The 25282-nt window shown below is 65.5% G+C and carries 30 protein-coding genes; 17 read left to right on the forward strand and 13 right to left on the reverse strand.

Annotated elements, in window-relative coordinates:
• The first annotated feature begins 4 nt into the window (after positions 1-4).
• Both NN2_RS24730 and NN2_RS24735 read left to right on the forward strand, forming a co-directional pair.
• Positions 5-370: a MerR family transcriptional regulator gene (locus NN2_RS24730; RefSeq protein WP_063910865.1), complete on the forward strand. Its 366-nt coding sequence runs from the start codon at positions 5-7 to the stop codon at positions 368-370.
• A gap of 2 nt (positions 371-372) precedes the next feature.
• A complete protein-coding gene (locus tag NN2_RS24735) occupies positions 373-588 on the forward strand; it encodes a hypothetical protein (RefSeq protein ID WP_156511447.1) in 216 nt (71 codons plus the stop codon).
• 187 nt (positions 589-775) lie between these two features.
• Here the strand turns inward: NN2_RS24735 and NN2_RS24740 are convergent, their stop codons facing one another.
• Entirely contained in the window at positions 776-1045 is a 270-nt protein-coding gene (locus NN2_RS24740; protein WP_156511448.1) for a hypothetical protein, read from the reverse strand.
• Positions 1046-1100: 55 nt separating this feature from the next.
• Here NN2_RS24740 and NN2_RS24745 point away from each other — a divergent pair, with 55 nt between their 5' ends.
• Together NN2_RS24745 and NN2_RS24750 are read left to right on the forward strand one after the other, a co-directional pair.
• Entirely contained in the window at positions 1101-1340 is a 240-nt protein-coding gene (locus NN2_RS24745) for a hypothetical protein (RefSeq protein WP_063016305.1), read from the forward strand.
• A 54-nt stretch (positions 1341-1394) separates the two neighbouring features.
• Positions 1395-1589, forward strand: a complete 195-nt coding sequence (locus tag NN2_RS24750; protein WP_063016307.1) for a hypothetical protein — start codon at positions 1395-1397, stop codon at positions 1587-1589.
• A 722-nt stretch (positions 1590-2311) separates the two neighbouring features.
• On the opposite strand, the gene NN2_RS24755 is transcribed toward NN2_RS24750, so the two are convergent.
• From NN2_RS24755 to NN2_RS24770, 4 genes are all read right to left on the reverse strand, one after another.
• Positions 2312-2746 carry a hypothetical protein gene (locus NN2_RS24755; protein WP_156511449.1) on the reverse strand — a complete coding sequence of 145 codons (435 nt, stop codon included), beginning with the start codon at positions 2744-2746 and terminating at the stop codon, positions 2312-2314.
• A 125-nt stretch (positions 2747-2871) separates the two neighbouring features.
• Positions 2872-3231, reverse strand: coding sequence for a hypothetical protein (locus NN2_RS24760; RefSeq protein ID WP_063016311.1), 360 nt, complete (start codon positions 3229-3231; stop codon positions 2872-2874).
• 1096 nt (positions 3232-4327) lie between these two features.
• Entirely contained in the window at positions 4328-5158 is an 831-nt protein-coding gene (locus NN2_RS24765; RefSeq protein ID WP_063016313.1) for a glycosyltransferase family 2 protein, read from the reverse strand.
• Positions 5159-5244: 86 nt separating this feature from the next.
• Entirely contained in the window at positions 5245-6204 is a 960-nt protein-coding gene (locus tag NN2_RS24770) for a glycosyltransferase family 2 protein (protein WP_082857236.1), read from the reverse strand.
• Between the two features lie 1273 nt (positions 6205-7477).
• Here NN2_RS24770 and NN2_RS24775 point away from each other — a divergent pair.
• Entirely contained in the window at positions 7478-7870 is a 393-nt protein-coding gene (locus tag NN2_RS24775) for a hypothetical protein (RefSeq protein WP_063016315.1), read from the forward strand.
• A gap of 67 nt (positions 7871-7937) precedes the next feature.
• Here the strand turns inward: NN2_RS24775 and NN2_RS24780 are convergent, their stop codons facing one another.
• From NN2_RS24780 to NN2_RS24790, 3 genes are all read right to left on the reverse strand, one after another.
• Entirely contained in the window at positions 7938-8423 is a 486-nt protein-coding gene (locus NN2_RS24780) for a pyridoxamine 5'-phosphate oxidase family protein (RefSeq protein WP_063016397.1), read from the reverse strand.
• Positions 8424-8835: 412 nt separating this feature from the next.
• Positions 8836-9432 (reverse strand): SMI1/KNR4 family protein, encoded by a 597-nt coding sequence (locus NN2_RS24785; protein WP_063016317.1) that lies wholly within the window; start codon positions 9430-9432, stop codon positions 8836-8838.
• Positions 9433-9458: 26 nt separating this feature from the next.
• Positions 9459-10736 carry a DNA/RNA non-specific endonuclease gene (locus tag NN2_RS24790; RefSeq protein ID WP_156511450.1) on the reverse strand — a complete coding sequence of 426 codons (1278 nt, stop codon included), beginning with the start codon at positions 10734-10736 and terminating at the stop codon, positions 9459-9461.
• Positions 10737-10980: 244 nt separating this feature from the next.
• Between NN2_RS24790 and NN2_RS24795 the strand changes: the two genes are divergently transcribed.
• Entirely contained in the window at positions 10981-11382 is a 402-nt protein-coding gene (locus NN2_RS24795) for a hypothetical protein (RefSeq protein WP_063016399.1), read from the forward strand.
• A gap of 144 nt (positions 11383-11526) precedes the next feature.
• On the opposite strand, the gene NN2_RS24800 is transcribed toward NN2_RS24795, so the two are convergent.
• Positions 11527-11844: a hypothetical protein gene (locus NN2_RS24800; RefSeq protein ID WP_063016321.1), complete on the reverse strand. Its 318-nt coding sequence runs from the start codon at positions 11842-11844 to the stop codon at positions 11527-11529.
• Between the two features lie 135 nt (positions 11845-11979).
• Here NN2_RS24800 and NN2_RS24805 point away from each other — a divergent pair, with 135 nt between their 5' ends.
• The 6 genes from NN2_RS24805 (at position 11980) to NN2_RS24830 (ending at position 18158) form a co-directional block, all read left to right on the forward strand.
• Positions 11980-13551, forward strand: coding sequence for a DNA cytosine methyltransferase (locus tag NN2_RS24805; RefSeq protein WP_063016322.1), 1572 nt, complete (start codon positions 11980-11982; stop codon positions 13549-13551).
• Between the two features lie 42 nt (positions 13552-13593).
• On the forward strand, positions 13594-13953 hold the full coding sequence (locus NN2_RS24810) for an ASCH domain-containing protein (protein WP_245658840.1): 360 nt from the start codon (positions 13594-13596) through the stop codon (positions 13951-13953).
• Positions 13954-14240: 287 nt separating this feature from the next.
• On the forward strand, positions 14241-14888 hold the full coding sequence (locus tag NN2_RS24815; RefSeq protein ID WP_063016324.1) for a hypothetical protein: 648 nt from the start codon (positions 14241-14243) through the stop codon (positions 14886-14888).
• A 179-nt stretch (positions 14889-15067) separates the two neighbouring features.
• The gene (locus tag NN2_RS24820; RefSeq protein WP_156511451.1) at positions 15068-15874 is read left to right on the forward strand and encodes a hypothetical protein; all 807 of its coding nucleotides are present in this window, start codon (positions 15068-15070) and stop codon (positions 15872-15874) included.
• Positions 15875-16157: 283 nt separating this feature from the next.
• A complete protein-coding gene (locus NN2_RS24825; RefSeq protein ID WP_156511452.1) occupies positions 16158-16655 on the forward strand; it encodes a hypothetical protein in 498 nt (165 codons plus the stop codon).
• Between the two features lie 18 nt (positions 16656-16673).
• The gene (locus NN2_RS24830) at positions 16674-18158 is read left to right on the forward strand and encodes an ROK family protein (protein ID WP_063016330.1); all 1485 of its coding nucleotides are present in this window, start codon (positions 16674-16676) and stop codon (positions 18156-18158) included.
• Between the two features lie 5 nt (positions 18159-18163).
• On the opposite strand, the gene NN2_RS24835 is transcribed toward NN2_RS24830, so the two are convergent.
• A complete protein-coding gene (locus NN2_RS24835; protein ID WP_063016332.1) occupies positions 18164-18490 on the reverse strand; it encodes a hypothetical protein in 327 nt (108 codons plus the stop codon).
• Positions 18491-18875: 385 nt separating this feature from the next.
• Here NN2_RS24835 and NN2_RS24840 point away from each other — a divergent pair, with 385 nt between their 5' ends.
• A complete protein-coding gene (locus tag NN2_RS24840; RefSeq protein ID WP_063016334.1) occupies positions 18876-19184 on the forward strand; it encodes a hypothetical protein in 309 nt (102 codons plus the stop codon).
• 177 nt (positions 19185-19361) lie between these two features.
• On the opposite strand, the gene NN2_RS24845 is transcribed toward NN2_RS24840, so the two are convergent.
• Positions 19362-20324, reverse strand: a complete 963-nt coding sequence (locus tag NN2_RS24845) for a tyrosine-type recombinase/integrase (protein WP_245658841.1) — start codon at positions 20322-20324, stop codon at positions 19362-19364.
• Positions 20325-20739: 415 nt separating this feature from the next.
• On the opposite strand from NN2_RS24845, the gene NN2_RS24850 reads away from it, so the two are divergent.
• Positions 20740-21531 (forward strand): TetR/AcrR family transcriptional regulator, encoded by a 792-nt coding sequence (locus NN2_RS24850; RefSeq protein WP_156511453.1) that lies wholly within the window; start codon positions 20740-20742, stop codon positions 21529-21531.
• 261 nt (positions 21532-21792) lie between these two features.
• Here the strand turns inward: NN2_RS24850 and NN2_RS24855 are convergent, their stop codons facing one another.
• Positions 21793-22437, reverse strand: a complete 645-nt coding sequence (locus NN2_RS24855) for a hypothetical protein (protein ID WP_156511454.1) — start codon at positions 22435-22437, stop codon at positions 21793-21795.
• Positions 22437-22745, reverse strand: a complete 309-nt coding sequence (locus NN2_RS24860) for a PadR family transcriptional regulator (RefSeq protein WP_063016340.1) — start codon at positions 22743-22745, stop codon at positions 22437-22439. The genes NN2_RS24855 and NN2_RS24860 overlap by 1 nt, the downstream gene beginning before the upstream one ends.
• A gap of 78 nt (positions 22746-22823) precedes the next feature.
• Between NN2_RS24860 and NN2_RS38240 the strand changes: the two genes are divergently transcribed.
• From NN2_RS38240 to NN2_RS24875, 3 genes are all read left to right on the forward strand, one after another.
• Entirely contained in the window at positions 22824-23369 is a 546-nt protein-coding gene (locus tag NN2_RS38240; protein ID WP_063016343.1) for a hypothetical protein, read from the forward strand.
• Complete coding sequence (locus NN2_RS36550; RefSeq protein ID WP_218022057.1) at positions 23366-24412, forward strand: pentapeptide repeat-containing protein; 1047 nt, start codon at positions 23366-23368, stop codon at positions 24410-24412. Before NN2_RS38240 ends, NN2_RS36550 begins: the two co-directional genes overlap by 4 nt.
• Before the next feature lie 209 nt (positions 24413-24621).
• Complete coding sequence (locus NN2_RS24875; RefSeq protein ID WP_063016347.1) at positions 24622-25260, forward strand: nuclease-related domain-containing protein; 639 nt, start codon at positions 24622-24624, stop codon at positions 25258-25260.
• Positions 25261-25282: the final 22 nt, after the last annotated feature.

Raw genomic sequence — 25282 nt, forward strand, 5'->3', positions numbered from 1 at the left:
TCTTGTGCAACTACCCAACCCCCACCCCGCCGACGGTCCCAAGGCCGCCGACAAACTCGACGACGACGATTACCCCGCCTATTCGATGGGACGCGCCGCGGAAATCCTCGGTGTCACCCAAGCGTTCCTGCGTAGCCTCGACGCCGCGCAATTGCTGACCCCGCAACGATCGGGCGGGGGGCACCGCCGTTACTCGCGCTACCAGCTGCGTATCGCCGCGCGCGTGCGTGAACTCGTCGATGCCGGCAACGGCCTCGACGCCGCGTGCCGCATCGTCATCCTCGAAGACCAGCTCGCCGAGGCCCGACGCCTCAACACCGAACTGCAGCACACCCTCGATCAGCACAGCAACCCCACAGAGACGACGTGAACGTGCCCGACACACGCACCGGCCACATGGATGTCTTCCTCCCTCAGGCGCTGGAACCCGCCGTCCTCGACGCAGTGATCCGCCTCAACGTCACCTCCGCCCTGGCCCGCACCGGCGAATCGCCCGTCACCATCGAGTACGGCACCGGCCGGCCACATTCGCCAGGGGTCACCTGCTGGCCGGTCACCTACACCACCGACACGGAACAACCCCGCTGACAGTCGGCAGCAGCTCCGCACACCTTCTCGGTCGGACAACGAACTCGGGTCAGATGCCGCCCAACTCTCGCCCTCACCGCAGGGCGAGCACTGCAACTGCGGGCTCGCGCCACGGCCGGCGAACCCGGAAATCGACGCTGGCCACCGAGTGCAGCATCAGCCGCGAAACCGCGAAAAATCTGCGCAGTTACGTGGGGCTTTGGTTGGTGTCGACGAATTCGAGGTCGGATTCGCGTTCCCATGTCCAGAGGTTTCCCGGCCACCACACCACGACCCAGTCCGTCCCGCCGGTAGGCGGGGTTTTCGACCACACCGCAACGAGTTCGCCGGAGGTGTGGTCGAAGTCTGTGCGCACCACGGCGGCATGCCCGGCGGGGGCGACGTAGCCGACCCGGTCGGCGGAGGCCAGGCCGGCGCGCGACTTCAACCGGATCCGGGTACGCGGCGCAACGGGCATCGGTTGAGCTTGTCACCTGCGTCCGCGGCGAGGCTCGGGTGGGATAGTCGCGGGTATGGGCGAGGAGATCGCGGTAGGAGATCGCATCCAGTGGTGCGCTGACATCGACGGCCGTCCCGTCGAGCCCGGCGATTCCGACGCACGGACGTACAACGGGACCGTCGACAGCGTGCACCGGCATCCGGACGACGCCGGCCGGATCGTGGCCTATCTCGTGCGTTGTCGGGGCGGGGTCAGCGGCACCTATCTCGCCACCGTGCTGCCGGAGCATCGGCCGACCGTCATCGAGTTGTAGACGTCCGGCTCGACGCTGGACAGACCGTCCAGTCGGGTCTCGTATTGTTGACGTGTGCTGGAAGTGGGTGCCCTGGTCAAGAAGTCGGCAGACAGCGACCACGTCTTCGAGATCGTGGAGATCGAAGACGACGCGCGGGCGCTCATCGCCCCGACCGGCGAGACCGCTGATATGCCGGGTTCGTACGCGTATTGGTGGCCGCTGCGCCTGCTCACCCCCGCCGAGGGCGACGCCCCACCGGGACAGTGAGTTCCCGACTCCGCTGCGCGCGCAGCCGGTTTCGGCGCGCGATCTGCGGCCGCCCGTAGATGCGGGCCAGCAGGTTGCGCATCCGGGCCTGAGTCCAGCGTTCGGCGACCTCGGGGTGTGGTTGTGGATTGGTCATGTCCGTACGACGCCGTGCGGGCGGAACTGGTTGCCCGCCGTCGACAGACGCACCCCGTTCGGGCCGAAATCATCGAGCCGGAGCAGCGGAATGGGTTCGGCGCGAACGCTATACGCGCTGAGGAGACGAGGGGCCCGGCGGCTCGGATCCGCCGGGTCCCTCACTTGTTCACCGTAGAAGATGGCCATCGGCTCTGCGGGTGAAACCGGTAGTGCTGGTGGCGGTTGCGGGTGCTGTGAGACTGTGCCGGTCGAGGGTTTGCTGACTCGGTGCCATGCGCTAGGTTGTGGAGCGTCACAACATCACACGCTGTCGGGGCGGCGCTTTCGCCGATGTTTGGTGTGTGCCACGGGTTTCCGCGGGCCGGGTTTGCCCAAGCCTGGCTTGTTGTGCCCTCGAGGTCCTCATTGAGCCGGGGAATCGAGGGACCGGAAGGCCCGGTGCCGGCGAGGGAGCCCTGCCACTGGTCATCTCACGCCGGCACCGTGTCCAGCCGGGAAATCGCGGGCCACGCTACCACTTCCACCTCATCGCCGCGGATGGCCGCGCAGCCGCGGCCGAGATGGTCTCTTTCGCCCGGTGCGCTCTACATGAAGGGCCACAGGTCGGCGTCGCGGTGGGTGTCGTGTCGCAGTCGGGGATCGTCGGGCGGGCGAAGCCACCGGACCGGTACCTGGATGGTCTCGAGTGACGGGACACGGGCGGGGTGTCCGGTGTGGTCGACCAGCATTCCGATGACCCGGTAACCGTGTCCCGGCGAGATGCCGAGGGCGGTGGCTTGGGTGTCTGTGAGCGCGATGTCGGTGTGGGCGCGTTCGACCAGCCGCAGCCCTTGAACGGTCACCGGTTTCGTGTCGCGGTCGATGCTGGTGACGGTGATCTGGAACCGGGTGCCGGCCAAGAGCCGGGCCACCCACATCGGTGTCCCTGGCAGCTCGCGTTCTGGGTAGCGGGCGATCGGTAGCCGGTGGGGGACTAGGACCACGTAGGTGTGCCCGATCTGCACGTCACGGGCTCGCACATCTTCCAGAGTGGTCTTTGCCCGTGTGAGGGCGCAACGACGCACCAGATTCCACCTTTATGCTGAGCGATGCCGGGCCCGGCCAACATGAGCGGAACTCTCGGTGCCGGGCCCGGACCAAACCTTCAAGCGCGGCGGCGGTAGCGGTCTCCGGCGTCGAACCAGTCGCTGAGCCACAGCGCGGCGGTAGCAGCATCGGTCCCGGCCGATAGGCCGGTCTCATGCCACGTGCCGGCATCCTCGTCGCGGCAGCGGTAGTGCCAGCCCAGAGCGTCGTACATGACGACGGCCAGGTACTCACACGCCGGGGTGCGGGGCGCGCAGGTGACGGTGAAGAATCCGCGGCCGGCGCCGACACCGGGTGGGAACAGCCCGACATCGAGATCGCGGACGCGTAGACCGAACGCGGCCGCGATCGCGGTACGCGCCGCCAGCGCCTTCTTGGTAAGACTCACCGCGACCACGATCACCACCGTCGCGTCCATGAACCGGCTAACCCCGCGCGGGCGGCGGGTGCGCTGCGCCGCAGCAGGGTCGCGGCGGCTCCCCCGGCGGGGGTGTTGGGGCCGGGGGAGCCGCGCTTTCTCCACGGTCTCGCTCCGCGCGAGCGGGACCGGAGTGGTGAGTCGGAGATTTGTTCCGACCTCCTTCGGGCGCCGCGGAACACAGGGGGTAGCCATGTCGCTGGGCCCGGGGCTACTCACGAGCCCGACCCGAGAGGGTATGCGCAGCAACCGCCCCGCGACTATGAGGCAGAACACAAAAATAGACAAATGTGGTTGTACTCACTCGATTCTGGCGATCAACTCGCCCCTGCGGAAGACAGTGCGTCGGCCGCCGAACGGCGGTGTGCGGGATGGGGCCTGCCACGCCACGTGCTCGGGGGAAGCGTCGGCCCCGGCAGGCCCCAGCGTCGAGTCGCAGGCGGCTCACAGTGCCCGTTTGCGACGCCGATGCCAACGTGACAAGTCCCTCCTTCACGCGGCGAGCCGACCGTATATCGGTGCTCGCACATCCGTCCAAAGGCTCAGCCACTGAGCGCCAGGCGATTCGCGCTGCGAAATGTGGTCCAAACAGGCTCTACGCCACAAGGATTGGTGCCACGTTTGTGAGAAAGATCGCCCGAGACCTCACTCCCGCCGGGGCCAGGCGAGTAGGGGGCGAAGTGGTGCGCTACCTGGTTGCGGCTACACGTCGGTGCACACGAGTACGGGTCCACCTCACCCGGCGTTCGCTGGGCGCTGCGGCTCGGCAGGGCGTCGCTGTGGGAGCCGCTAAGGCTGGGTCGGCGGGGCGGGCGGGGTCGACGGTGTGGCCCCGCCCGCGCGTCGGTGTCTGGCCTCGCCCTGGATGGAGGGGAGCTGGGCGAGGTGGGGTCGTCTGGGTGACGGCCCGCGGACACAGGAGCCGAATGCCACGTATCCGGCGATTGAGGAAACCGGCGCACACCAGGTGTGCGTGGCACCGAGCCTCAGCTCCCGGACCGCGAAACTACCCGCATCGCCGCATCGGCGCAGCCGTTTCGGCCCGGATCCTGCGCTGAATTCCCACGTCCCCGTGGAGGATTGGCTGGTGGCTGGGTCAGTGGCCGGTGGCCGAGATCCTTTGGGCGCCGGGGCGCAGCCGGAACCGGTGGTGTTCGAAGTCCCAGAACCGGTAGATCGGCCATTGCAGGGTGTGGGACAGGCAGGCGGCGGCGATGATCAGCCGGTGCTGGGGGCGGATGCGGAATCCGTGGTGTTCGATGGTGGCCAGGCCGATGTGGTGGAACTGCCATTGCCGGCGGGGGCTGGTGCGCCGGCGCCGGGCGGAGGTCTGCGCACGCATCGAAGTCAGCTGGTCGATGCGCAACCCCCGCAAGGTCAGGCACAACGCCAGATCCAGGTCCTCGGCCACGTCGGCGCGGGTCTGCACCGCATCGCGCACCTGCTCCCATGCCTCGCGGCGCAGGGCCATGTTGGGGCCGTACATGTTTCCGACGGGGCCGCCGAGTTTGCCCAGGCGCAGCAGCAGTTGCTGGCCGAACCGCAGGAAGAACCCGATCGGGGAATCGTGGTAGGTGCACAGCCCGGTCACCGCAGCCGTGTCCGGGTGGGTGGTGAGGTAGTCGCGGATGGTGGCGGCCCAGTCGTCGTCGACGAGGGTGTCGGCGTCGGTGCGGGCGATCACCTCGCCGCGCGCTTTGTCGAATCCGGCGTTGCGTGCCGCGGGGATGCCGCGCACCGGTTCGTGTAGCAACTGCACCTTCGGGTGGCGGCCGGCGAACTCGTAGACCACCTGGGCGGTGCCGTCGTCGCTGCCGTTGTCGACCACGATCACCTCGTCGACAGCGTCCTGGGCGACCAGCCGGGACAAGGTTCGCTCGATGACGCGAGCTTCGTTGAGAGCGGGAACTACCACCGACAAGATCATCGAACATCTCCTGGTGCGAGGAATGGTTGGACGAATCGAGGAAGGGGATCGGCAGTCACGCGGTCGGGCGGGTGTGGGGTGAGTTCTCAGACGGTCATGCCGAGGTCGGATCCGTTGTCGCTGTGGTGGTTTTGCGGGGCCGAGCGGGTGTGCTCGGTGTGGTGGGCGGCGCAGTGGGGGCAGCCGTGGGCGCGGTGGTGGTGCACGGTGGAGGTGCGGGGAGGCGAGGGGTGCAGGGTGAAGCGGCGGCGCCCGAAGTTCCAGAACCGGTAGATCGGCCATTGGAGGGTGTAGGCCAGCCACGCTCGCACGATGAGCACGTGGTGCCCGGGCCGGATGAGGTAGCCCTGGTTGGCCAGGGTGCGCAGTCCGCACTGCTGGTATTGCCACCACTGGCGTGGAGGGGTGCGGTATCGGCGCGCGGAGGTGCGTGCGTGCATGTGCACGGGGCGGTCGATGCGCAGGCCGTGCTTGCTCAAACACAGCGCGAGGTCGAGGTCTTCGACGATGTCGGCGCGCATGCAGACCGCTTCCCGGACTTGTTGCCAGGCGCTGGCGCGGATGGCCATGTTGGCGCCGAACATGTTGGCGACGGTGCGTGCGGGGCGGCCGCGTCGTTGTTGCAGTCGCACAGCGGTTTTCAGGACGAACCCGACAGGTGAGTCGTGAAAGCTCAGCGGACCGGTGAGGGCGGCGGTGCCGGGGTGGGCGGCCAGGTGGTCGCGGATGGCGCGAGCCCAGCCTGGTGCGACGAAGGTGTCGGCGTCGGTGCGGGCGATGATCTGCCCGCAGGCGTGGTCGAAGCCGGTATTGCGCGCCCACGCGATTCCCGGGCGGGGCTCGTCGAGCACAACGATCCGGTCATGGCGGCGGCTGTAGTCGGCGGCGATCGAGGCGGTGGCGTCGGTGCTGGCGTTGTCGACGACCACGATTTCGTCGATCTCACGCTGCGCCAGCAGCCGGTCGAGCACCGCGGCGATGGACCGTTCCTCGTTGAACGCGGGAACGACGACCGACAGCACCGGCGTGGAATCTGGCAGGGGCACAACAGCTCCTGATCTGTCTGGGTACAGGGAAACAACACGCACCAATTGCACGGCAACGCGTTTCGGCGCCGGCTCCCGAGCACCCGGCGCCCTCGCGGTGAAAGGAGATCCCCACCGTCATGCACGTCCAACCTGTCGCCGCAGGCTCGAACTGCCACGGCGCCACAGTCATTCGCTGCTGCTCAGCGCATGGATCGGTGCCGTTTCCCGCCCGGCCGCACCAGCCGGCACCTGCGGTCGGATTCGCGCCAAGCCCACTTGCCGGTAGGTGACCAGCAGGGGGCCGGAACCGACCACAGACCCGTAAACACCACCCACACACCCGATCCCGGCCCGGGCGAGGTGGTCAGCAAAAAACTTCGCACACAATTTCGCTGTGTTTCTTCGACACCGAACACGGATAGTGGCGATCTCCACAGGAACGAAAGTTCATCGCAGCGTTGGCGAAGCGTGGAGCAGGTGCGGAAGTCGCGTCGAATAGGTGTTCGCGAGTCATTGTTTAGGCTTTCCGGGTGATTTTTGATTCCTGGAAGCTGTGTGTAATGTTCCGGCTCGGGCTCAGGCAGGAGCTCCACTCGCAAAAAAGCATCAAGTCCCTCGGAGGGGGTGATTACCCGTGATTCTCACTTTCGTCTTCAACCTGCTGCACTCGCTGCTCGGCATCGTCGGGCTGTGATTGCGAAACCGGTCGACTCTCACTCCAGGGGACACGGCCGGTCTTCTCCCCGAGCAACATATGCGCTGTTCAGCTCCTCTTCTGCTGGTGGGGCGCAGCGTGGTGGCAAACCAACCAGGGGCCTTCCACACCCCTGAGTCACCGAATGTTCAACACACACCGGAACGCAGTGCACTGATCGAATCCGGCGGTTTATCAGCACTGCATTCCGTTCTCTCTGCAACTGAACTTATCTACCGGTAACCCTTATCCCCGGTAAATAATTCAGTTGCCAAGGCCGGGGTGGCTTTTTCGGGATCCCCTTTTCTTTTTCGCGCGCGGGTGGCTAATCGGCGAACACCACACCTGTGCCGGAATTGATTCGGGTAGATTCGGCACCTCCGCCATTCGGTAAAAGAGGTCGGGTGGCGCCGCGGCTGGACGATCCGCAGCCTCGGCGCCCCTGCCTCGCCACTCGACCGCATTCGGACTCGACACCGAAGCACCCCTGGCACAGAAGGGGATCCCCAGGTGAGACCGCGATCGAGATCGGCTGCCCGCCCGCACCCCAGCTCCCGCGAGCAGAGATGGCAGTTCACCGATTTCGGTGACACGCTGATGATTTCGATTCCCCCGGGCACTGCGACCATCGAAATGACGGGCCCGCTTGCTGCGGCTGTCGACCTATACCTGCACGCCAACCGGCTCGACGGCCCCACCGCCCTGATCGGCGACGACAATCCCAGCCGCCTCTACCTGGTGACCGGTCTCGACCGCACCCGGCTGGCCGCCTGCTACCTCGAAACCACCGGCGCGCGCATCCATACCGGCACCCACAGCATCCATATCCCCCCGGCCGGGCCGCGGCGATGGTGCATCCGGGAAGGCACTCGCGACTGGGTTCCCCCCATCGTCGCTCTCGCAGCCGCCGCCCGCTGCGCGAGCTCTCAGGCCCTCACCCGCGAAACCCACGCCCCGGCCCGCCTCACGCGCGAAGTCAGCCACGTATAAGGCTGCCGCCGTACCACCCGGCAGGGTATCGAGGTGGCGAAAGCGAGCTGAACGCCGCGAGGTGCGCTCAGCTCGCTTTCGCGGCCAGCTCGGCGAGGAACTGCGGCATGCGGCCGATGCCGAAGTCGTAGTACCGCGCCCACTGCGGCTCGAGTGCGATCCGTGCCATCCGGTCGTACATGGCCCGGCAGCTGCGCTCGAACTCGACCGCGAACTCGGGATCGAAGTTCTTTCGGGCGGCCGCGAGATACTCCGGAACCACCCCGTCGACCATTGTGAGGTGCACGATGCCGCGCACCGACAGATTCTTCGCCGATCCGGGGGTGTCCCCGGCGTCGATGGTCAGGGCCACCTCCGGCCGGGCGGACAATGCTTCGACCTTGGGAGCGGTGGCCGCGGTGGACATGACGATCTCCTCGCCGGTCCAGAAGATGCCGATCGGGACGACGCGGGGCAGTCCGTCGAGTCCGTTGTAAGCCAGCCGCGCCATCGACGCCGTCTCCAAAAGCTCACGGGCGTCGGCGAATTCCTTCTCGATCTGCTTGGTGTCCATATCCTCTTCCTCGAGGTTGTGGGTTGATTTGCCAGGCTTCAGCGCCGGACCGGTTTCATTGGTCGTAGCGGTTCCCGACGTCGGATGCTGCAGAACCCGATGGGTATGACCGGCCGTAGCGGTCGAATTCATCGGTGTGGCGCCGATTCTGGGAGAAGGACCTCGGCGAAATGGTGGACGGTGTGGTGTTGGGGTACACCCCACACCGACAGCTCGGACTTGCTGCCAGCGGAATAGCCCGCTCGTCTCGTAGGTTGTATGCGCTGTCGGCGTCCGGACAGCCCCGGGCCGCACCCCATTTGTCGCTTCGAGCGACCACTCGCCGAGAGGCGCATGTTGGACGTCGGCTCACCAACACAAACGCCGCCAGGTATCACCTGGCGGCGTTTCGGCCTGTCCCCGCAGGGACAGGTCAGTGGACGGCGGCGTCGATGCGGTCGGCGACCGCTCCGGTGAAGTCGGTGGGGTCGTAGATCTCGGCGAACGGTGTTCCGCCGCCGGGCAGGACGGCGTCGAGTCCCCACAGCGGGATCGGTGCGGTTCGGCCGGTGAGCCAGTCGAGCAGGTATTCGGTGACGGTGCCGGGGTAGAAGCCCCAGTCGAGTTTGTCGATGTCGGTGAAGACCAGCGTCCACTTCTGCGGGTCGGGGTCGTGGGCGTCCCACAGGCAGTAGTCGCCGCCGAAGGAGCCACCCCACTGGATCAACGTCGACGGATCGATCGACACCCCGGCCGGGATCTCGGCTGGTGGTTCTCCGAATTCGGTGTCGGCGAGGGGGTCTCGCGCGGCGAGGGTGACTGCGGCCAGGTCCAGCCACGGGTCGGTGGCGGGCCGGTACAGGCGCAGCGCGTTGCAGAACCGCACATCCCCGTACACGCTGAGCAGGGCCTTGAAATCCTCGGGGAGCGCGGTGACGCCGAGCTGCTGCTCCACCGCGGTCCAGTCGAAGGCCCGGCCGGCGCCCTCTGGGGGTGGGAGCAGTCGGGTGAGCTCGTCGAGTGCGGTCATCGTGCCGAATTACCCCTTCGCTGGTGTCAGAAGTTCTGCACGTAGGTCGGTGGCAGGTTCCAGCCCTGGTCGCCCCACGCCTGAAGAAGGTAGTAGTCGGGGATGACTTTGTCGTCGGTGTAGATCGGCACCTTGATGTAGGTGACGTTCTGCGCCGGCACCCCGGCCGCCTGTCCTTGCACGACTTGGCCGAGATACCGCTCGTAGACCCGCATCGCGCCGGTGTTGGTGGTTCCCAGTTCCGGGGCCAGGAACTGCGGCACGTTGCCGGGCCCGCCGTACTGGTTGGGCCACAAATGCCCACGCTGGTAGGCACCGGTGGCGCCGGGCACGTTGATCGTCGGCACCCCGGTGCGCGGGCTCTTGGCGCCGGCGGCATCGAGGTAGCCGTAGGAGCCGGTGGGACGGCCGAGCGTGTCGAGCGGGCCCGCGATCGCGCGGGTGTTCCCGGGCCCGGCGTAGAGGGCCGGACCAGAGTTGCTGATCGCGCCGCTGCCGGTCAGATCCGGCAACCGGTAGATCTGGCCGTTGCCCGAATTCGATGGTGTCGGTACTGCTTTGGCCACATCCAGCAGCCGCGGCGCGGAAGCAAAGAATTCCTGCTGCGTGCCGGTCATGCCGGGCTGACCGGCGGGGGTGTTGAGTCCAGGTGCCTGCATCGGTTCCGTCGGTGCCGGGGTGAAACGCGGATTCGTCGCCGCGCTACCGGGCAACGGTGACGGCGCCTTGAGCGTTGCTCCGGCCGCGGTGGCCGGGTTGTAGGCGGTGCCGGGCCGGATCGTCGGCGGCGACAAGATCTGCGACGGGCGCACCGGAACCGGCAACGGCTGACCCACCACCGGTGCCGCGGGCGCGGCCGGCGACGCCTTCAACCCCGGCGCGCCACCACCCGGCGGCAACGCCGGAGGGGCCGGAACCTTCGGCGCCGGCGACGGTGCCGGAGGTTCCGGCCCCGGTGAGGCTGGCGGCGGCGCCGGGCTCGGTGTGTTCGGCGGCCCGCCGACCTGGGGTACGTCGTGGCCTTGCGAACGGCATTGCTGGGCTTGAGCATCCAGCTGCGCGGCCTCGGCGTTGCCGCGGTCGGCCTCGGCGTTGTAGGCCGCGACCGCGGCCTGATCATTCGGATTCGGCGGGTTCGCGTTGTGGACCGCCGCCGCCTGATTGTGCGCCTCGATCTGCGCGACCAGAGCATCACAATCGACCGGATCCGCGACCGCCGACGGTGCCAGCAGACCGGCCACCGCGGCCAGCCACACCAGCACGACGATGAACGCGCGCGCGAAACGCACAGGCAATGAAGACATTTGGTTCCCCCCAAATTCCCCCGAACTTCGTGCCGCCAGCCAAACAGACCGACACCAAACCGGTCAAGACCCGCACCGAATCGTTACCACGCGCGGCTTCCCGCGGAGCGGACCGATCCCCGCGTCAGGTCGCCATCAGCGTGCTGTCAGCCAGGCCGGACACAGTAGGTCCATCGAACACCATGACCCCCGGACATCGACCCGGTGACGGGGAGTGCCACAACAGATTTCGAAGGAGACCATCATGTCCGCCACCCTCGCCCTGACCGCCCAGGACCAGCTCACCGTGCGCACCGCCGCCTACGGCGCGGTCTCCCTGCTGGCCGCCGGATCGAACAAGCCCCACAAGGCCGCCACTGCGGGATCGACAGCACTGCTGTCGGCGACCGGCACTGTCGGACACGTCCTCGCGGCGAAATCGAAGGACATTACACTGGCGGGCAAGTCCGTCGCCGAACTCGCCGACCAGGTTCTGCCCGCCCTGACGGCCGCGGTCACTCTGCTCGAACAGTCCGATCCCGCCGAGGCCGACAACTTCCGCACCACCGTGCAGGTCGCGATCGAGGCCGCCACAACCGACCTCCGCCCCGGCCCGGTCACCACCGAGATGATCCGCAAGATCACCGCCGCCCTGCACGCCGCGTAACTCGCTGACAAACGCTCGCCGATACACACGCCGCCAGGTATCACCTGGCGGCGTTTTGACTTGTCCTCGCAGGACAGGATCAGAAGACCGCGGCGTCGAGGGGCCCGCGTCGCCGGTTCGACCGGATCGGCGGATGGGACCGGCTCAGCGGTCGTCGGCAGGCTGGGAGGCAGTCCAGTCCAGCAGGGCGGAGGCAGGCCAGTAGTTGCGGCCGAGGAATTTCGACGGCGCCGGGAACGGGTTGGCCTTCGGCTTGCCGCGCGAGAGATAGCTGGTGATCGTCTTCGGCGCCACGCCGGTGATGACCGTGGCGCCGGCGGTGTCGACCCACACATCGCCGTCGAGGGCGGGCAGCCCGAACACCTGGCCGCCGGTGAGCGGCTGGCCGGCCTTCCAGGCAGCGCGCAGCTCGGCGACCTTGTCGGCCAACGCGACGGTCTCGATCGGGCTGTAGTCACTCACCCCCGAGACGGTAGCAGTTTTGCAACTGCCAGATCCGGCGAATCCGAACCACTGGCAGTTTTAAAACTGCTAGCCTCGGAAGTGGCAGTTTTAAAACTGCCACTTGTTGGTTCCTCGTCTGATCTGGAGCTTCGTATGAAATCGACGGTCTTCTTCGCCGGGTGGGGCGGCGATCATCTGGGCTGGAGCGCCGTGCCGGGGGTGGAGGACGGCATCGCCGCCAACCACAGCCCGGTCTGTGTGGCGGTGCACGAGCTGAATTTCCCCACGGTGGAACACCTTCCACCCGGCGATGTGCGCGACATCGACCTGGCGCGGCTGCCGGCGACCGAGCTGTTCTGGGCGAGCCCGGCGTGCCCAGCCTGGACCGACGCCAAGGGCGAGAAACGCTACTTCGATCGGTCTAACCAGTACACGATGTTCGACGAGGAACTCGGCGTCATCGAGGACCCGGCCGCAGCGCGGTCGCGGGCGCTGGTCGAGCAGATCCCGCGATACCTACGGGCGATGGCCGGGCGCGGGGAGCCGGTGCTGGCCGGGGTGATGGAAAACGTCGTCCAGTGCCGACGCTGGGACCAATGGGACCGCTGGATCGGCGAGATCCGCACCCTGGGCTACGAAACCCGCCTCATCGCACTCAACTCCGCCCACGTCATGCCCCGCACCTGCCTGCCCGTGCCGCAGTCACGGGACCGGCTGTATGTCGCCTACTGGCTGAAATCACTCGGCCGCCAGCCGGATTGGGATAAGTGGCTGCGGCCGAAGGCGTGGTGCGGCAGCTGCGAGCAGGTCGTCGACGCGGTCCAGTCGTGGAAGAAGCCCGGCGTCGAGATGGGCCGCTACGGCGTGCGCCACGGCCAATACGTGTATCGGTGCCCATCGAAGGCGTGCCGGTTCGCGATCGTCGAGCCGATCACCACACCGGCATCGGTGGCCATCGACTGGACTCTCCCGCCCGGCGCCCGCATCGGCGACCGCGACGAACCCCTCGCGGACAACACCCTGGAACGGATCCGGATCGGGCTGGAGAAGTTCGCGGGCGCGGCGATGCTCACCCCGGCCGGCGGGACCTGGCGCACCGGGGCGACCAGCGTGGGCGAGCCGATGCCCACCCGCACCACGCGCGAGACCGACGCCCTGGTCGTGCCGCCGATGGTGGTGCAGACCAGCGGCCGCGCCGCCCCGACCGCGGTCACCCCGGTCACCCGGGAACTGCCGACGCAGACCTGCCGACGCGAATTGTCGGTAGTAATACCGCCGTTCATCGCCGAGCTGCGCGGCGGCGGCTCCAAGAAGAGCGCCCGCCCGCTGACCGAACCGCTGGCCACCTTCGCCGCGAGTGGGTTCCATCACGGTCTCGTGCAGCCCCCGGCTGATCCGGACGCGCATCTGCTGGTTCCGTACTTCCGCACCGGGCGCGCGCACCCGACCGACCGGCCGTTGGGCACGCTTACCACCCGCGACCGGTACGCGCTGGTCGGCGCCGACGCGGCCCGGCTGATCGACGAGTGCACCTTCCGCATGTTGGAACCCTCCGAGATCCGGGCCGGGATGGCGTTCCCGGCCACGTTCAAGGCATTGGGGGACAAGCGGACCCAGGCCCGCGGCTACGGCAACGCCGTCACCCCGGCCGCCGCCGAGGTGATCGGCTGCGCCCTGGTCGAAGCCATCACCGGCACCGACATCGAACGCACCGCAGTGGCATGACCGCCGCCGCGCCGATCACACCCACCGAGTAGGAGTTAGCCCATGCCCCGTCTGATGTCGGTATCGCTGACCGAACCCCAGGTCCGCGACCGCAGCAAGACCGTCACCCGCCGCGCCGGCTGGATCAGCTTGCAGCCCGGAACCCGGCTCACCCTGTGCCGCAAGGTGATGGGCCGCCGCCGCGGCGAACCCCTCGTCCAGATCGTCGACGTCGAAGTCCTCGACGTCTGCCGCGAACGCCTTGACACCATCACTGCCGACGAGGTCCGCGCCGAGGGCTTCCCGGGGTTGACGCCGGCGCAGTTCGTCGAGTTCTTCTGCAGCACCCATACCGGCTGCACACCGGAGTCGACGATCACCCGGATCGCGTGGCGATACCCCGATGATCCGGAATCGCCGTAGCGCCAACGCCGACGAAAACAAAGGAGGACCCCGCCGTAGGAGCCGGCGGGGTCCTCGTTCGTCACGGTAGGTCAGTTGCATGCCTGCTGGAATGGGAACGCCGCGCTGGCGGGTCGCCACCGACGGTCGTGCTCGATACCGGACACCTTACCAAATATATGGTGGGCCACCACATTTTGACAGTGCATACCCATCATGTTTAATCTGGTTGTCAGCCGCACGAAGCGGCTCGTTGGGACCACTCGCCTTGACGGCGAAATGTCCCGGGACAACAGAGAGGAACCGAGATGGCTACGACCGATCTGCAGCGCATCCGCGTCAGCGGGGACACGCGGGCGATGCTCGATGAGGCCAGCGAGCGAACTGGGCACAGTTACGACACCCTGATCCAACTGTGGGGGACAGCGGCCGGTCGCAATGCCGAGGCCGCGGCAACGGCGTTGAAGGCGCTGAATATGCGAGCGGCTACTCAGGAGGAGATGCGTCAGGACCTGGCAGGCTGTGCGCCGAATCTGCGGATCACCGCGATCCGGCTTGACCAACTGCATTCATCCCCGAGTGCGCGCGATGCCGACGGGTACGGCTTCGAACGCGAGTGCGGGGGCGCCGATTTCACCACCGACGGGGCTGAGCTGTGGCGATCGGTGCGCGGTTACTGGGTTGTTGGGCTGCGCTCGAACGCGATCGCGGCCTTCCGGCTGGGCAAGTTCCGCGCACTGTACGCCGGTGTCAGCTGGAGCGCGGCGAAGAACAAGCGGCGTTACGCGCTGACCGGATACCGAATCGAGGGCCGCAAGCGCCTGGATCCGGACAGCGGCACCGTCATCGGCGCCGCCTCCGAGGAAGAGATCACAGCCCTGGAGTACCTCGAGAACCACACGCTGGGTATGCCACCCGGGGCGGCCAACCCGATCGCAAACCTGTTCTCCGACTAAATCATTGAAGTTCCACAGCAGCCGGCGGTTCGCATCATGCACATGGCGCGAACCGCCGGGCGGTGGGCCGGCACCCGGGCCCCGTATCCGGTGGTCTGTTTTCGAAAACGCTGCCGTGGGTTGGCGGGAACTACAGACTTGAGACGACAAGTCTCAGGTCTGCGACGGGGGTGTTGGAAATGGTCGGTGAGCGAAAGCAACAGAGGAAGCGGACGGCTGACGCGCCTTCGCCGCAGCGTCGGAAAAACCTGTCGCCGGAGGAATTGAAGGACCGGATGCTGACCGCGGCCGTCGGCGAACTGGAGGCGGGCGGCCTGCCGGTGACGCTGAAAACGTTGAATGTGGCCGCGTTGATCCGTTCCGCGGACGTCCCTCGCGGGTCGCTCAAACGGCTCTGGCCGAAGAACGAGGACTTCTACTTCGAGCTGATGACCTTCGTTGTCGATCCTGCGCGCGTGCGAGACGAGATCTTGAACGACAAGACTCTTGCTCGTGCGGTCGCGATCAGGACGAAGCACGAGAAACTGATGGGTGATGCGGAAGGCCGGCGCAAGGTCATGGCCGAAACCGTCCGAGAACTGGTGGCCTTCCATTTCGAATCCACGCACCGCTCGTCGGCTTGGCGCACCTACGCGGTGCTCACCGCCTCGTTGCCCTCTCTGGGCGAACCGATTCGGGACAAGGCGCAGCAGTTCCTCGCAGTAGCTGACGCCGAGACCCTTGCGAGTATGTCGGAGTTCTACGGCGGAATGCTCAAGGGTTATGGGTTGCGGTTCAAAGACGGCTACAGCGCAGAGGTTTTCGCCGAGACGGCGATGGCATTGATCGGCGGTGCGGCCATCCGCTACTCCATCGGTCACCAGGAGAGCGCCATGATCCAGATGCACGGTGCCGACGGCGAACTGGTCGATTGGCACCCAGTGGCGATCGGATTCCTCTCGATCATCGAGGGGATGACCGAGCCGGACCCCACTTTTTCCGGCTAGAGCTCGGCAGTGCCTATGGGCGCTACTCGAACTTCCAGTTCCTCACTGGGCCTGCCAGATTCGTGACTGTCACAGGGTATCGCGGCGACCCCGTTCCGGCATGTAGCAGTTGGTAGGGCGTGTCGGGTTAGTGTGACCTCGCATGCATAAGGGCTGATTTGTGGCGTACGATAATGGATACACATTTTCAGAAAACATGAGGGTGACCTCACGTTTTGGAGGAGTGGTCGAAAAAGTTTCGGAACAGGACCACTCGGTACCTTCCCTGGGAGGTGAGGTTGCTATGACCAGCCCGAACGCTGCACATGAGCGGGAGCGACCTGCGCCTGTCGGAGAAGCGGTATTGCCCCACATCGACTTTCTGCTGAGCCGCGATCCTGGCGAGGGGCTCTCTCAGGTGCAGACCCTGGTTGAGCGGGGCGCGAAGCGCTTTCCCATCCTGAGGAAGGCCGCGAAGATCACGGTGGATCAGTTCGAGCCTATCTGGGACCGCATGGCGTTATTGCGGGAGATGGATGCTCCGGACAACACCGTGGCCGGCGGGATCGCCTGGCTGGCCATCGCATTGCGGGACCTGGATCATCCGCGGTGGTCGGTGGATGTGCACCGTGCGGCCGGCGCGGCGGCGTTGCGGCTGGGAGTTCTTGACAGCGGCTACTGGTTCGGTTCGCCGGATCGACGACCGACGGTCGATCTGGTGCTGCACCCGATGATGTTCATCCAGATGGCGCAATACAACCTGCTGCGCAACACGTTGGTCAATGTCCTGGTCCCTCGCTAGATTTCGAGGTTGCTCCCTATGGACGAATACGCCCGGCTGCTGAATCCTCTGGTCGAACTTGCCGAAGGCGGAAAGGTCGGCGCCGGAATTCTCGGAGCCGTGCTTGCGCGCACAGCACGCAAGGGGGCCCAGGCGACCACGCGCGGGGAACTCGGGCGGGGGCAGCCCGGTGCCGTGCGGGTGGTCGATCGCCACACCATTTCGCAGGGCACGATCAGCAAGGCCGTGGCCCAATTGACCAAGGACGGCCTGCTGGCCGGAGGGCACTTCACGAAGGAGGGCTCTCGTGCGGTCGAAGAGATCCGGCTGGGGTCCGGCTTCGTCACCGCGGCCGCTCACGTCGTGCAGCACGGGGGGCGACCGACCGGAATCACCACGATTCTGTGCGATGTCGGCGGTCACAGGATTCTCGGCGAGCGCACCACGAGGAGGATCGCCGTCCGGGTGGGCGAAGACCCATGGAAGGTGCTGGCCAGCACCATTTTCCAGCACGTTACCCATCTGCTGGACAGACTCGGCGCGCAGACGGGGGTGACTCCCCGGCTATTCGGCGTCGGGGTGGAGGTCGGCGCGCCGGTGATCGACGGCGAGGTCACAACGACCGACGCGAGCACCGAACGCACAGCGCCGCTGGCGGAGTACCTCCGTGCGGAGTTCACCTCGGTGGTCGCCAGTCCGTACCCCGGGGTTACCCCTGCGATCCTCGTGGAGAACGATGTCGCGTGTCTGGCGATGCTCGCGTTCCGTGAATACGGTTACGACACTGCAGATCTCGCGGTCGCTGCTGTTCTTGAGGACGGCATCGGTGGCGGCCTCATCATGGACGGGAGACTTCGCCGCGGTCACTCGGGGCGGGCGATGGAGATCGGACACCTTCTCGTCGGGCGCCCACCCGGATGGCGTGCGGAGCACGAAGGAACCGACACCGATCGCGACGCTGCTGCGGCCAGATGGGTTGGCAAGGATGATCCGCTTCTCTGCTCATGCGGAATGGTCGACCACGTCGACGCATTCGCGACGGTCGCGAGTCTGCGGCGCGATCTCGAGGCCACCGAGGACGACGATCTCGAAGCAGCAGCACAACGATTGGACCCCCACAAGGCGCGGGAGATTCTCTCCCGGGCGGGCTCGTGCCTTGGTCGCGCGCTCGCCCACGTATGCAACGTCGTCGATCCGGGGATGCTGATCCTCTACCTGCCGCGTGAGCTTGCCGATGTTTCAGGTACTCGCCGCACTGCGGACTACCTGGAGTGGGTTCGTATCGAGGTCACCCAGGCATTCGCTGTAAAGGGGAGCCGCGCAACAGAGTTCAACCACCAATCGTTGCCGACCGGTAAGGCTGAGCTGGCACGTCTGTTGGCTCGCTCGGCCGCCGTGTGCCTGTTGGACACCGTGGTGGAACAGGCGCTGGACTACGACGAATACCGCTCCGACAGAAAGTCTGTTGCGTCACGGTACGAAATGACCGGTGCCGGCGGCTCTTCCCGCCGGATACCTTCGTGAGTCGGTCAGCGCTTGGTGGTGTCGCGGGTCGTGAACTGCGCGGGATTATCGAGGAATTCGCGCATCGCGGCGTACTCCTCCGCCGCGCGTCGCTCTTCCTCGTCCATCTGCTTCCGCAAGGCATCGGCCTCGAGCATGAGCTCGCGCGTGATGAGCTCGGTAATGAAATCGTTCAACGTCATCCCACGCTGGCGCGCCAGACGTTTCGCCCCCACCGCCACCGTGCGCGGCACCCGCGCGTTGAGCTGCATAACGTCCGGAGCGGTGGCGTCGCCCCGTAATTTCCCCGTGCGCTGCGGTGTGTCCGCAGCGGCGGCATCGTTGTTCGTCATCTCGGGCCGCCTTCAAATGTGAGATGCGGCACATCTAGGAAAGGCGGAAGTGATGTGTCTCCCGCGCAATTTTCCCGACGGTGCCGTACTCGCTTGGTCCTAGGAATCTTCTACACCTACAAAAGTAGCGCATGAGACGCTCAGTCTCAAGGCGACACTTACACCGTACTTGCTGCGAGTTTCCGGATTCTTACGTTCGGCGAACTGCAAGTTACCTCACCCGCACGAGCTACGAGTGCGTTCGGTGATATTTGCTAGAAGCTAATTAGTTAGTAGTACTAATTACTGTCGCGAACGTGGTACGAACGCCATCCGCTGGAGATGTAGCAGCTAGCAATTGCTAGACTTCTCGACGAGGGAAACACCCATCAATCGAGGAGGCAGAATGAAGATTCGACTCGGCACAGGTTCGGTGAAGGCGGTGTGCGAACTGATCGGGAAGGCGATCAAATCCACCAGCTCCATGGCCCGATTCATCATCGTGATGGTGGCGCTCGGACTGATCGCGGCAGGCCTGCTGGTGATCTATCTGCGGTACGGCGGCGCAGGGCCCGACCCGACCCCCAGGCACCAACATACGTCCCATTATGCAGGACAACCTAACTTCGGAACCTGCACCGATTCGAACCCCCCACCAGCACCCCAGTTGCCGCCGCCGCGGTCCTACCCCCCACAGGGGGGCTACCGCCGATAATTCCGATTGCATACCGAAGGCCCCAGCTGGAACCTAGTTCCGCTGGGGCCTTCGGTATGCAATCGACCAAATCGGTGGACACCACCTTCCTCGATGACCGGCGCCGTGACGCGCAACGTGCCGCGGTTCCGTCTTGGCCAACCGACGCTGCACCGGCCTCGGAGAGCGTTCCGCCTGTCACCGACGCGGGCCACCACGGGCCCGCCGCGCCACGCGGATCTCCGCGTCGGCGACCTTGTCGGCCAGCAGCGCGTAGATCTGGGTGGTTTCAGTGGAGGCGTGGCCGAGGCGTTTGCGTACGACCTCGATGGAGACGCCGGCGTTGATCAGTTCGGTGGCGTGGGAGTGGCGCAGCTGGTGGATGTCGATGTCGACTCCGGCTGCGGCGCAGTACTTCTGCCACCGGTGGTGCGCGGCCGAATACGACAGCGGCCCGCCGGTGCCGTTGATGCTGGCGCGGAACATCGGCCCGGCGGTGTAGCCGGTGCGCGCGAGGTACAGGCGCAGCAGGATGACGTAGCCGCGGTCGTCGAGCAGCACGGTGCGCACGCTGCCGCCCTTGCCGTGTACGCGCACGTGTTCGTCGTCGAGGGTCAGGTCGAAGTCCTCGACGTAGAGGCCGCAGGCCTCGGTGGCGCGGGTGCCGCACTGGTAGGCGGTCTCGAACAGCAGCCGGTCGCGCAGCACGTCGATCGGCACCGACTTGCGGGGCCGGCGCGCGCAGATCGCGTCGAGTACGCGATAGATATCGGCGGCCGGCGCCGGGCGCGGTAGGGATTTGGGCACGGTGATGGTGCCGACCTTGTCCATCGGGTTGGCCGTCATCCGGTCGTGGCGCACCGCCCACCGGCAGAACGTGGAGACCGCGGCGCGCTTGCGTTTTCGCGTCGCCGGCGCCTGGCCGGAGATCTCGGACAGGAACGCGCGCACCGGATCCACGCCCATCGCCGCCAGGTCGCCATCGACGTGCTCGGCGAAGGCGGTCAGGTCACCGCGGTAGGCGCGGATCGTGTTCGCCGGGGCGTTCATGTTGCCCAGATCGGTGAGGAAGTCGGCGATATGCACATCGATCGGCACCACGGCCTCCGGATCGCCCATGGTCACCTCCGGATCGTCGCCCACGACGGTGCCGCTGCGCACGGTGGTCTCCTCCCGATCGGCAAAGTTGCCCGATAACCCGGAAACGAACGCCGGGCGGCGGAATCGGTTCGGGCAGCTCGGATCCGACGATCATAGCGATAGTTGCCCGATAACCGTAGTTATCTGGCAATCCGTACGAGGCGTCGCCCTAGGCCTTCGCCACCCATCGGATTCGTCAACGTAGAGCGGAGCGATCGCCGCGTCAGAAAGAACGAGCAACGGGACGGGCGGGCCCGTTGAGCACCGCGACGGTCGACGAGCGAGAACTCCGTCGAGGCCGTACCCGCTCCTCGGAAGCGCTGCGGTGTACCGACATCCGGCCACGCAGACCGACTCCGCTGTTTTCGATCTGGCCCCGGCATCGGCGCCTTGCGGTCAAGATTGAGATGAAGAGTCTCAACCTGACGAGGGGAAGATGTCGAACGATTGCGGTAAATCAGACGAAGGTGATGAGCCGAAGAAGCGGCGACGGCGGCAAACCAGGGCCGAGGTGCGCGAAGCGATGCTATCAACCGGTCTGAGACTGCTCGTGCAAGGTGAGTACCAGGCCAACCTGGACCACTTGAATTACGACGACATAATTAAACGTTCAGATGTGAATCGAGGGACGGCGTATCGAATATGGAACAACAAAGCCAAGTATTATCTTGATCTGCTGGAAAAAATAACCGACGAGGAGGGCCTGACTGCCTCGCTATACGACCAAGATGCGGTCGACCTCGCTCGGGATCTGGTGGACAGATACCGCCCGTACGACCTAAAGCCATCCGAACGGCAGGCTGTCATACGTGAGATCGTCCGCCAATGTGTCGAGAAGAATTTCGCAGTGACCCATTCGTCGACCGTGTGGCCCGCCCTGGCCTCCTTGGCAGCTGCTATACCATCTCTGAACAGCGAGGATTCCGCCACAGCGCTGGAGATACTCGCCTCGGCGGATGACCGATACATCGAGCGGATGACTTTTGTGTACCGCTCACTGATGCCGCTGCTAGGAATACGACTCAAAGCCGGTTTCACGGAAAATATGTTCGCGTCCGCCGCCGCAGCTCTCATCGGCGGAATGGTAATCCGCCGATTCATGAATGAGCAGGCATTCACGCCCGTAAAGCTACCTGCCATGGACGAACAACCAGCTCCCTGGAGCCCGGTCGCAGTAGCCTTCCTGGCATTAATCGACGGCATGACCGAAATCTCCCCAGACAAATGACCAAAGCCTGAACGCGTTCTGAGCGATTCAGCCCGTCGCCCTCTCAGTGACGCCGACGGGCCGAAGTCACAACGGCGCAAGGGACCGAACAGGGCCGCCGAGACGTCCGATCTCGGCGGTAGACCCTTCTCGACACGATTCATCGACACCGCCACCTTCTACGCCGCCTGGGGTTCGGCGAAACGGGAACGGGTGTCGGTGAATCGATCGATTTACGACAACTGATCGCCGTACTCGGCGCGACTGGCCGGAGGCGGTGGGTCACAGCCTGGTCTTGATCCAGTACCGCAGGCCCGCAGCTAAGGTTCGGCTGAGCCCCGCAAAGTTCTGAATGGTGATGTAGAGCGGATACCACCGTTGATTGTCCTTGTCGCGCTGCCAATCCTCGACGCACGCCGACAGTCCCTGGTCCGTGAGTAGCATTTTGAAACTATCGTCCGACAACGCTAGGAATCTGAGCGTTCGAGGGTCCATGGTGAGAGGGAAATGCCGCTCGGGAGCCCAATAGTGGATGCCACGATGGTCGGCGACTACTCGAATCGCATCCGGACTTCCCAATCCAAACAGCTTGTCGGCCACGAGCAGGTCAGCGTGTGTGATGGTCGAGGCAGTCTCCTGGTTCCTCGAAAGACGCCGGGCGTCCCGACGCGTCTTACGGCCGCTGCGACGCAAACTAAGGCCTTCGTGAAGTGCCGTCTCAAGCTGTGCCGCTACCCATATCGGCCGCATGACGTAGGCGATCGCGTACAGCTCGGCGATAATCTCGGCCCGCCGCGGGTGGCCCTTCGGATACATACGGACGATCTGGCGCAGGATGAGCCCGGGGCAAAACCCGAAAATCAGGACTGCGGTGCCGAGAACAACCAGAGCTTGCTTGGACGCCACAAGTTCGATCAGTTCGCCCATCACGCCCACCCCAACTCGAGTGCGGAGAACCGCCAATCTGAGCGAGCTGCGCGAAGAGTGGCCCCCAACTCGCGCTTCCCGGATTCGGTCAACTCGTAGTAGCGACGCGGTGGGCGCTTTTCGGTGATCGTCGCTGGATCCTCCCAGCCATCGACCACCCAGCCCTCATCGAGCATCTTGGTGAGCATTGGATAGACCACAGCCGATCGCTCGCCGGAACGCTTGATCAGGTCATAGCCCCAATGGCGCGCATCGGGTTCCGATAGCAGTACGGCCGCGACCTGGATGAGACTGCGTGTCTTCCGCATGCCGGTATCTTACATAGGTCATATACGACTTATGTAAGAGGGGCTGACCCACCAGCCCTGGCCCTTCGATCTGGCAACATGTTGCTGGACCGCAAGACGATTCGGCGGCCCCTGACCACCGCGATGGAGCACGGACTATCCAGGAGACCCACGCTCTACGCGGGAGGCACCAACGAATCGATTCTCGACACTGCTCCACTGAAGGACATGTCCACGCCTTCCACAACAGATCCGGCGCTGGCGGCTTATCGTTGGGGTATGTGGCTGTATGCCGTATGGGGGTGCATTGGTGCAGCCGTCAACTGCGGAGTGGTGTTCCTCGAAGCGTCCAAGCGAGTGAAGGGGTGGCCCTGGGTTGCGCCGCGCGGACCGGGCGGTGGCCCTTATGCCGCCTCGATTGTGGTGCAGTTGGGGATCGGAGCGGCTACCGCTGCAGGGGTTCTCGGTTCCGGACTGATCGCCGCGAATGTCGCTGCGAACGGTCTAGCCTTCGGGATCGGCACGGCTACCCCGGTTGTTGTGAAGAAGATAGGCCAGTACGTGGAATCGCTTGTCCCTGGGGAGAAAGACCCCGAGGACGGTCACGAGGGCGAAGACCGTATCAACCAGGAGTCGAAATTATGAGCAGCAGTTGGCCATTCAGCCGCCGACTGCTGGCGGCACTGGCTGGAACGACACCAGCGTTCACCATGCCTGCAAGCGAGGAACAGCGAAGCAGTGCTCATCGATTCCTGGCGGCACTGGCTGGGACGACACCAGCATTTTCGGCGGGGCATCCCGACGAGTACCGAGGGTACGGCGCCACGAAACCGGCCGCCAACCTCGCCGACTCCGCAGATTCGGACTCCACCAACGGGACGAAGCAAACCTGGAGAGTGAAAGCGCAGCGCAGCTTGCTTTTTGCTGCGAAGACTCTCCGCGTGCCGTTGTTCGATACAGACCTCAGCGGCGCAGATCTGGCCGGCGTGGACCTAACCGGTGTACAGATCAACGGTGCGGATTTGAGCAGTGCAGATTTGACCGGCGCCAAGCTGGTCCACGCCAAACTACGCGGCGCAAATCTGCGTCGCGCGGTCCTCTACGAAGCGAACCTGCGGGGTGCGGATCTGACCTACGCGGACCTGAGTGGCGCGATCCTGACCTACGCCAACATGGTTGGCGTGAAGCTGCACATGGCGAAACTGAGGGATTCGCAGACAGCCAGGGTAAGCCTGAGCGGCGGGGATCTGTCCTTCGCGGACTTGAGCAGCGTGAACCTGGACGGCGCGGATCTACACGGAGTGAACCTGCACGGAGCGCGCCTGGTTCGCACGAGCCTGCTTGTCGCGGATCTGAGTGGCGCGGATCTCTCCATTGCGGACGTCAGTGGCGCGAACCTATGCGGTGCATACCTGCGCAGTGCGAGCCTGCACCAGGCGAGCCTGCGCAGCGCAGATCTGTCCGGCGCGGACCTGTCCGACACGGATCTGGTTGCCGCAGACCTGCGCGGCGCCGTCCTGCCGAAAATGGACATGATGGCCGACGTGACATGGTCTGTCGACACCCAGTGGGGACGTAAAACCGAGGAAATCCGTGCGCGGTCAATACGGCAGGGCGACGGTGTTTACATCCTGAATCCCGGCGGTGACCAGCCAGCTACAGCCGACCGGCCCGCAGTCTCCGCTTGAACCGAGCGCCCAGGACCGCGGCCATCCATGGAAGCACGCGCCTATCAGCCACGACGAGGTGGTCACACAACAGCTACCCCTGCTTACCCGCTGCAGAAAAGCTGCTGACGCTCCTCTCGTGAACCCCCTCCCGCGTTCGTAGTCCGTTGCGGCAGGAGGGTTTTCGCTATCGTTGACAGGTCGGCGTAACGCTAACGGAGGGGGTCGTTGTGCTGTTGCTGATCAACGAGCAGACGGAGTTGTCGCCGGCCGAGCAGCGGTTCGCTGAGTGGGTGCAGTGGAGTCCGGCGCAGGCGGGCGTGGTGCTGCTCAACGTCGATGTCCCTTATCGTGGCCGCACTCGCCAGATTGATGCGTTGATCTGGACGCAGCAGCGCTGCATCGTGGTGGAGGTCAAGGGATTTCGTCGCCGCCAGGACGGCACCTTGGTCGTTCCGCCGAACGGGCCGTGGCTGATGAGCGATGGCCAGGTCGCCGATATCTACGGCAACAGCGTCGACCACAATCCGATCACCCAGGTCCGCTCCAATACGCTGGCGATGAAGAACTGGGCCGGCCAGATCACCCGCCGCAACCGGTTCGTCTACGGGCTTGTGCTGGTGATGCTGCTACCGGGGCAAGACGTTCCGTCGCTGGAGGCCGCGGCGCATCCGGAGAAGACCGACATCGTCGTCGAGGACTTCGACGTGTTCCGCTACTACCTGCACCGGCTGCGCGGCCACCAGATCCAGTGGAGTGCCGACACGGTTGACACCCTCATCAACCGCCTCGGCCTTGCCCACCTCTACAACTACGACCGACGCTTGATCGCGGCCGCGCTCAAGGACCCGGTGGCCCGCTACGCCTGAAGTTCGCGTAGGACTTGATCGA

Source organism: Nocardia nova NBRC 15556, assembly GCF_001613005.1.
Classification (GTDB): domain Bacteria; phylum Actinomycetota; class Actinomycetes; order Mycobacteriales; family Mycobacteriaceae; genus Nocardia; species Nocardia nova.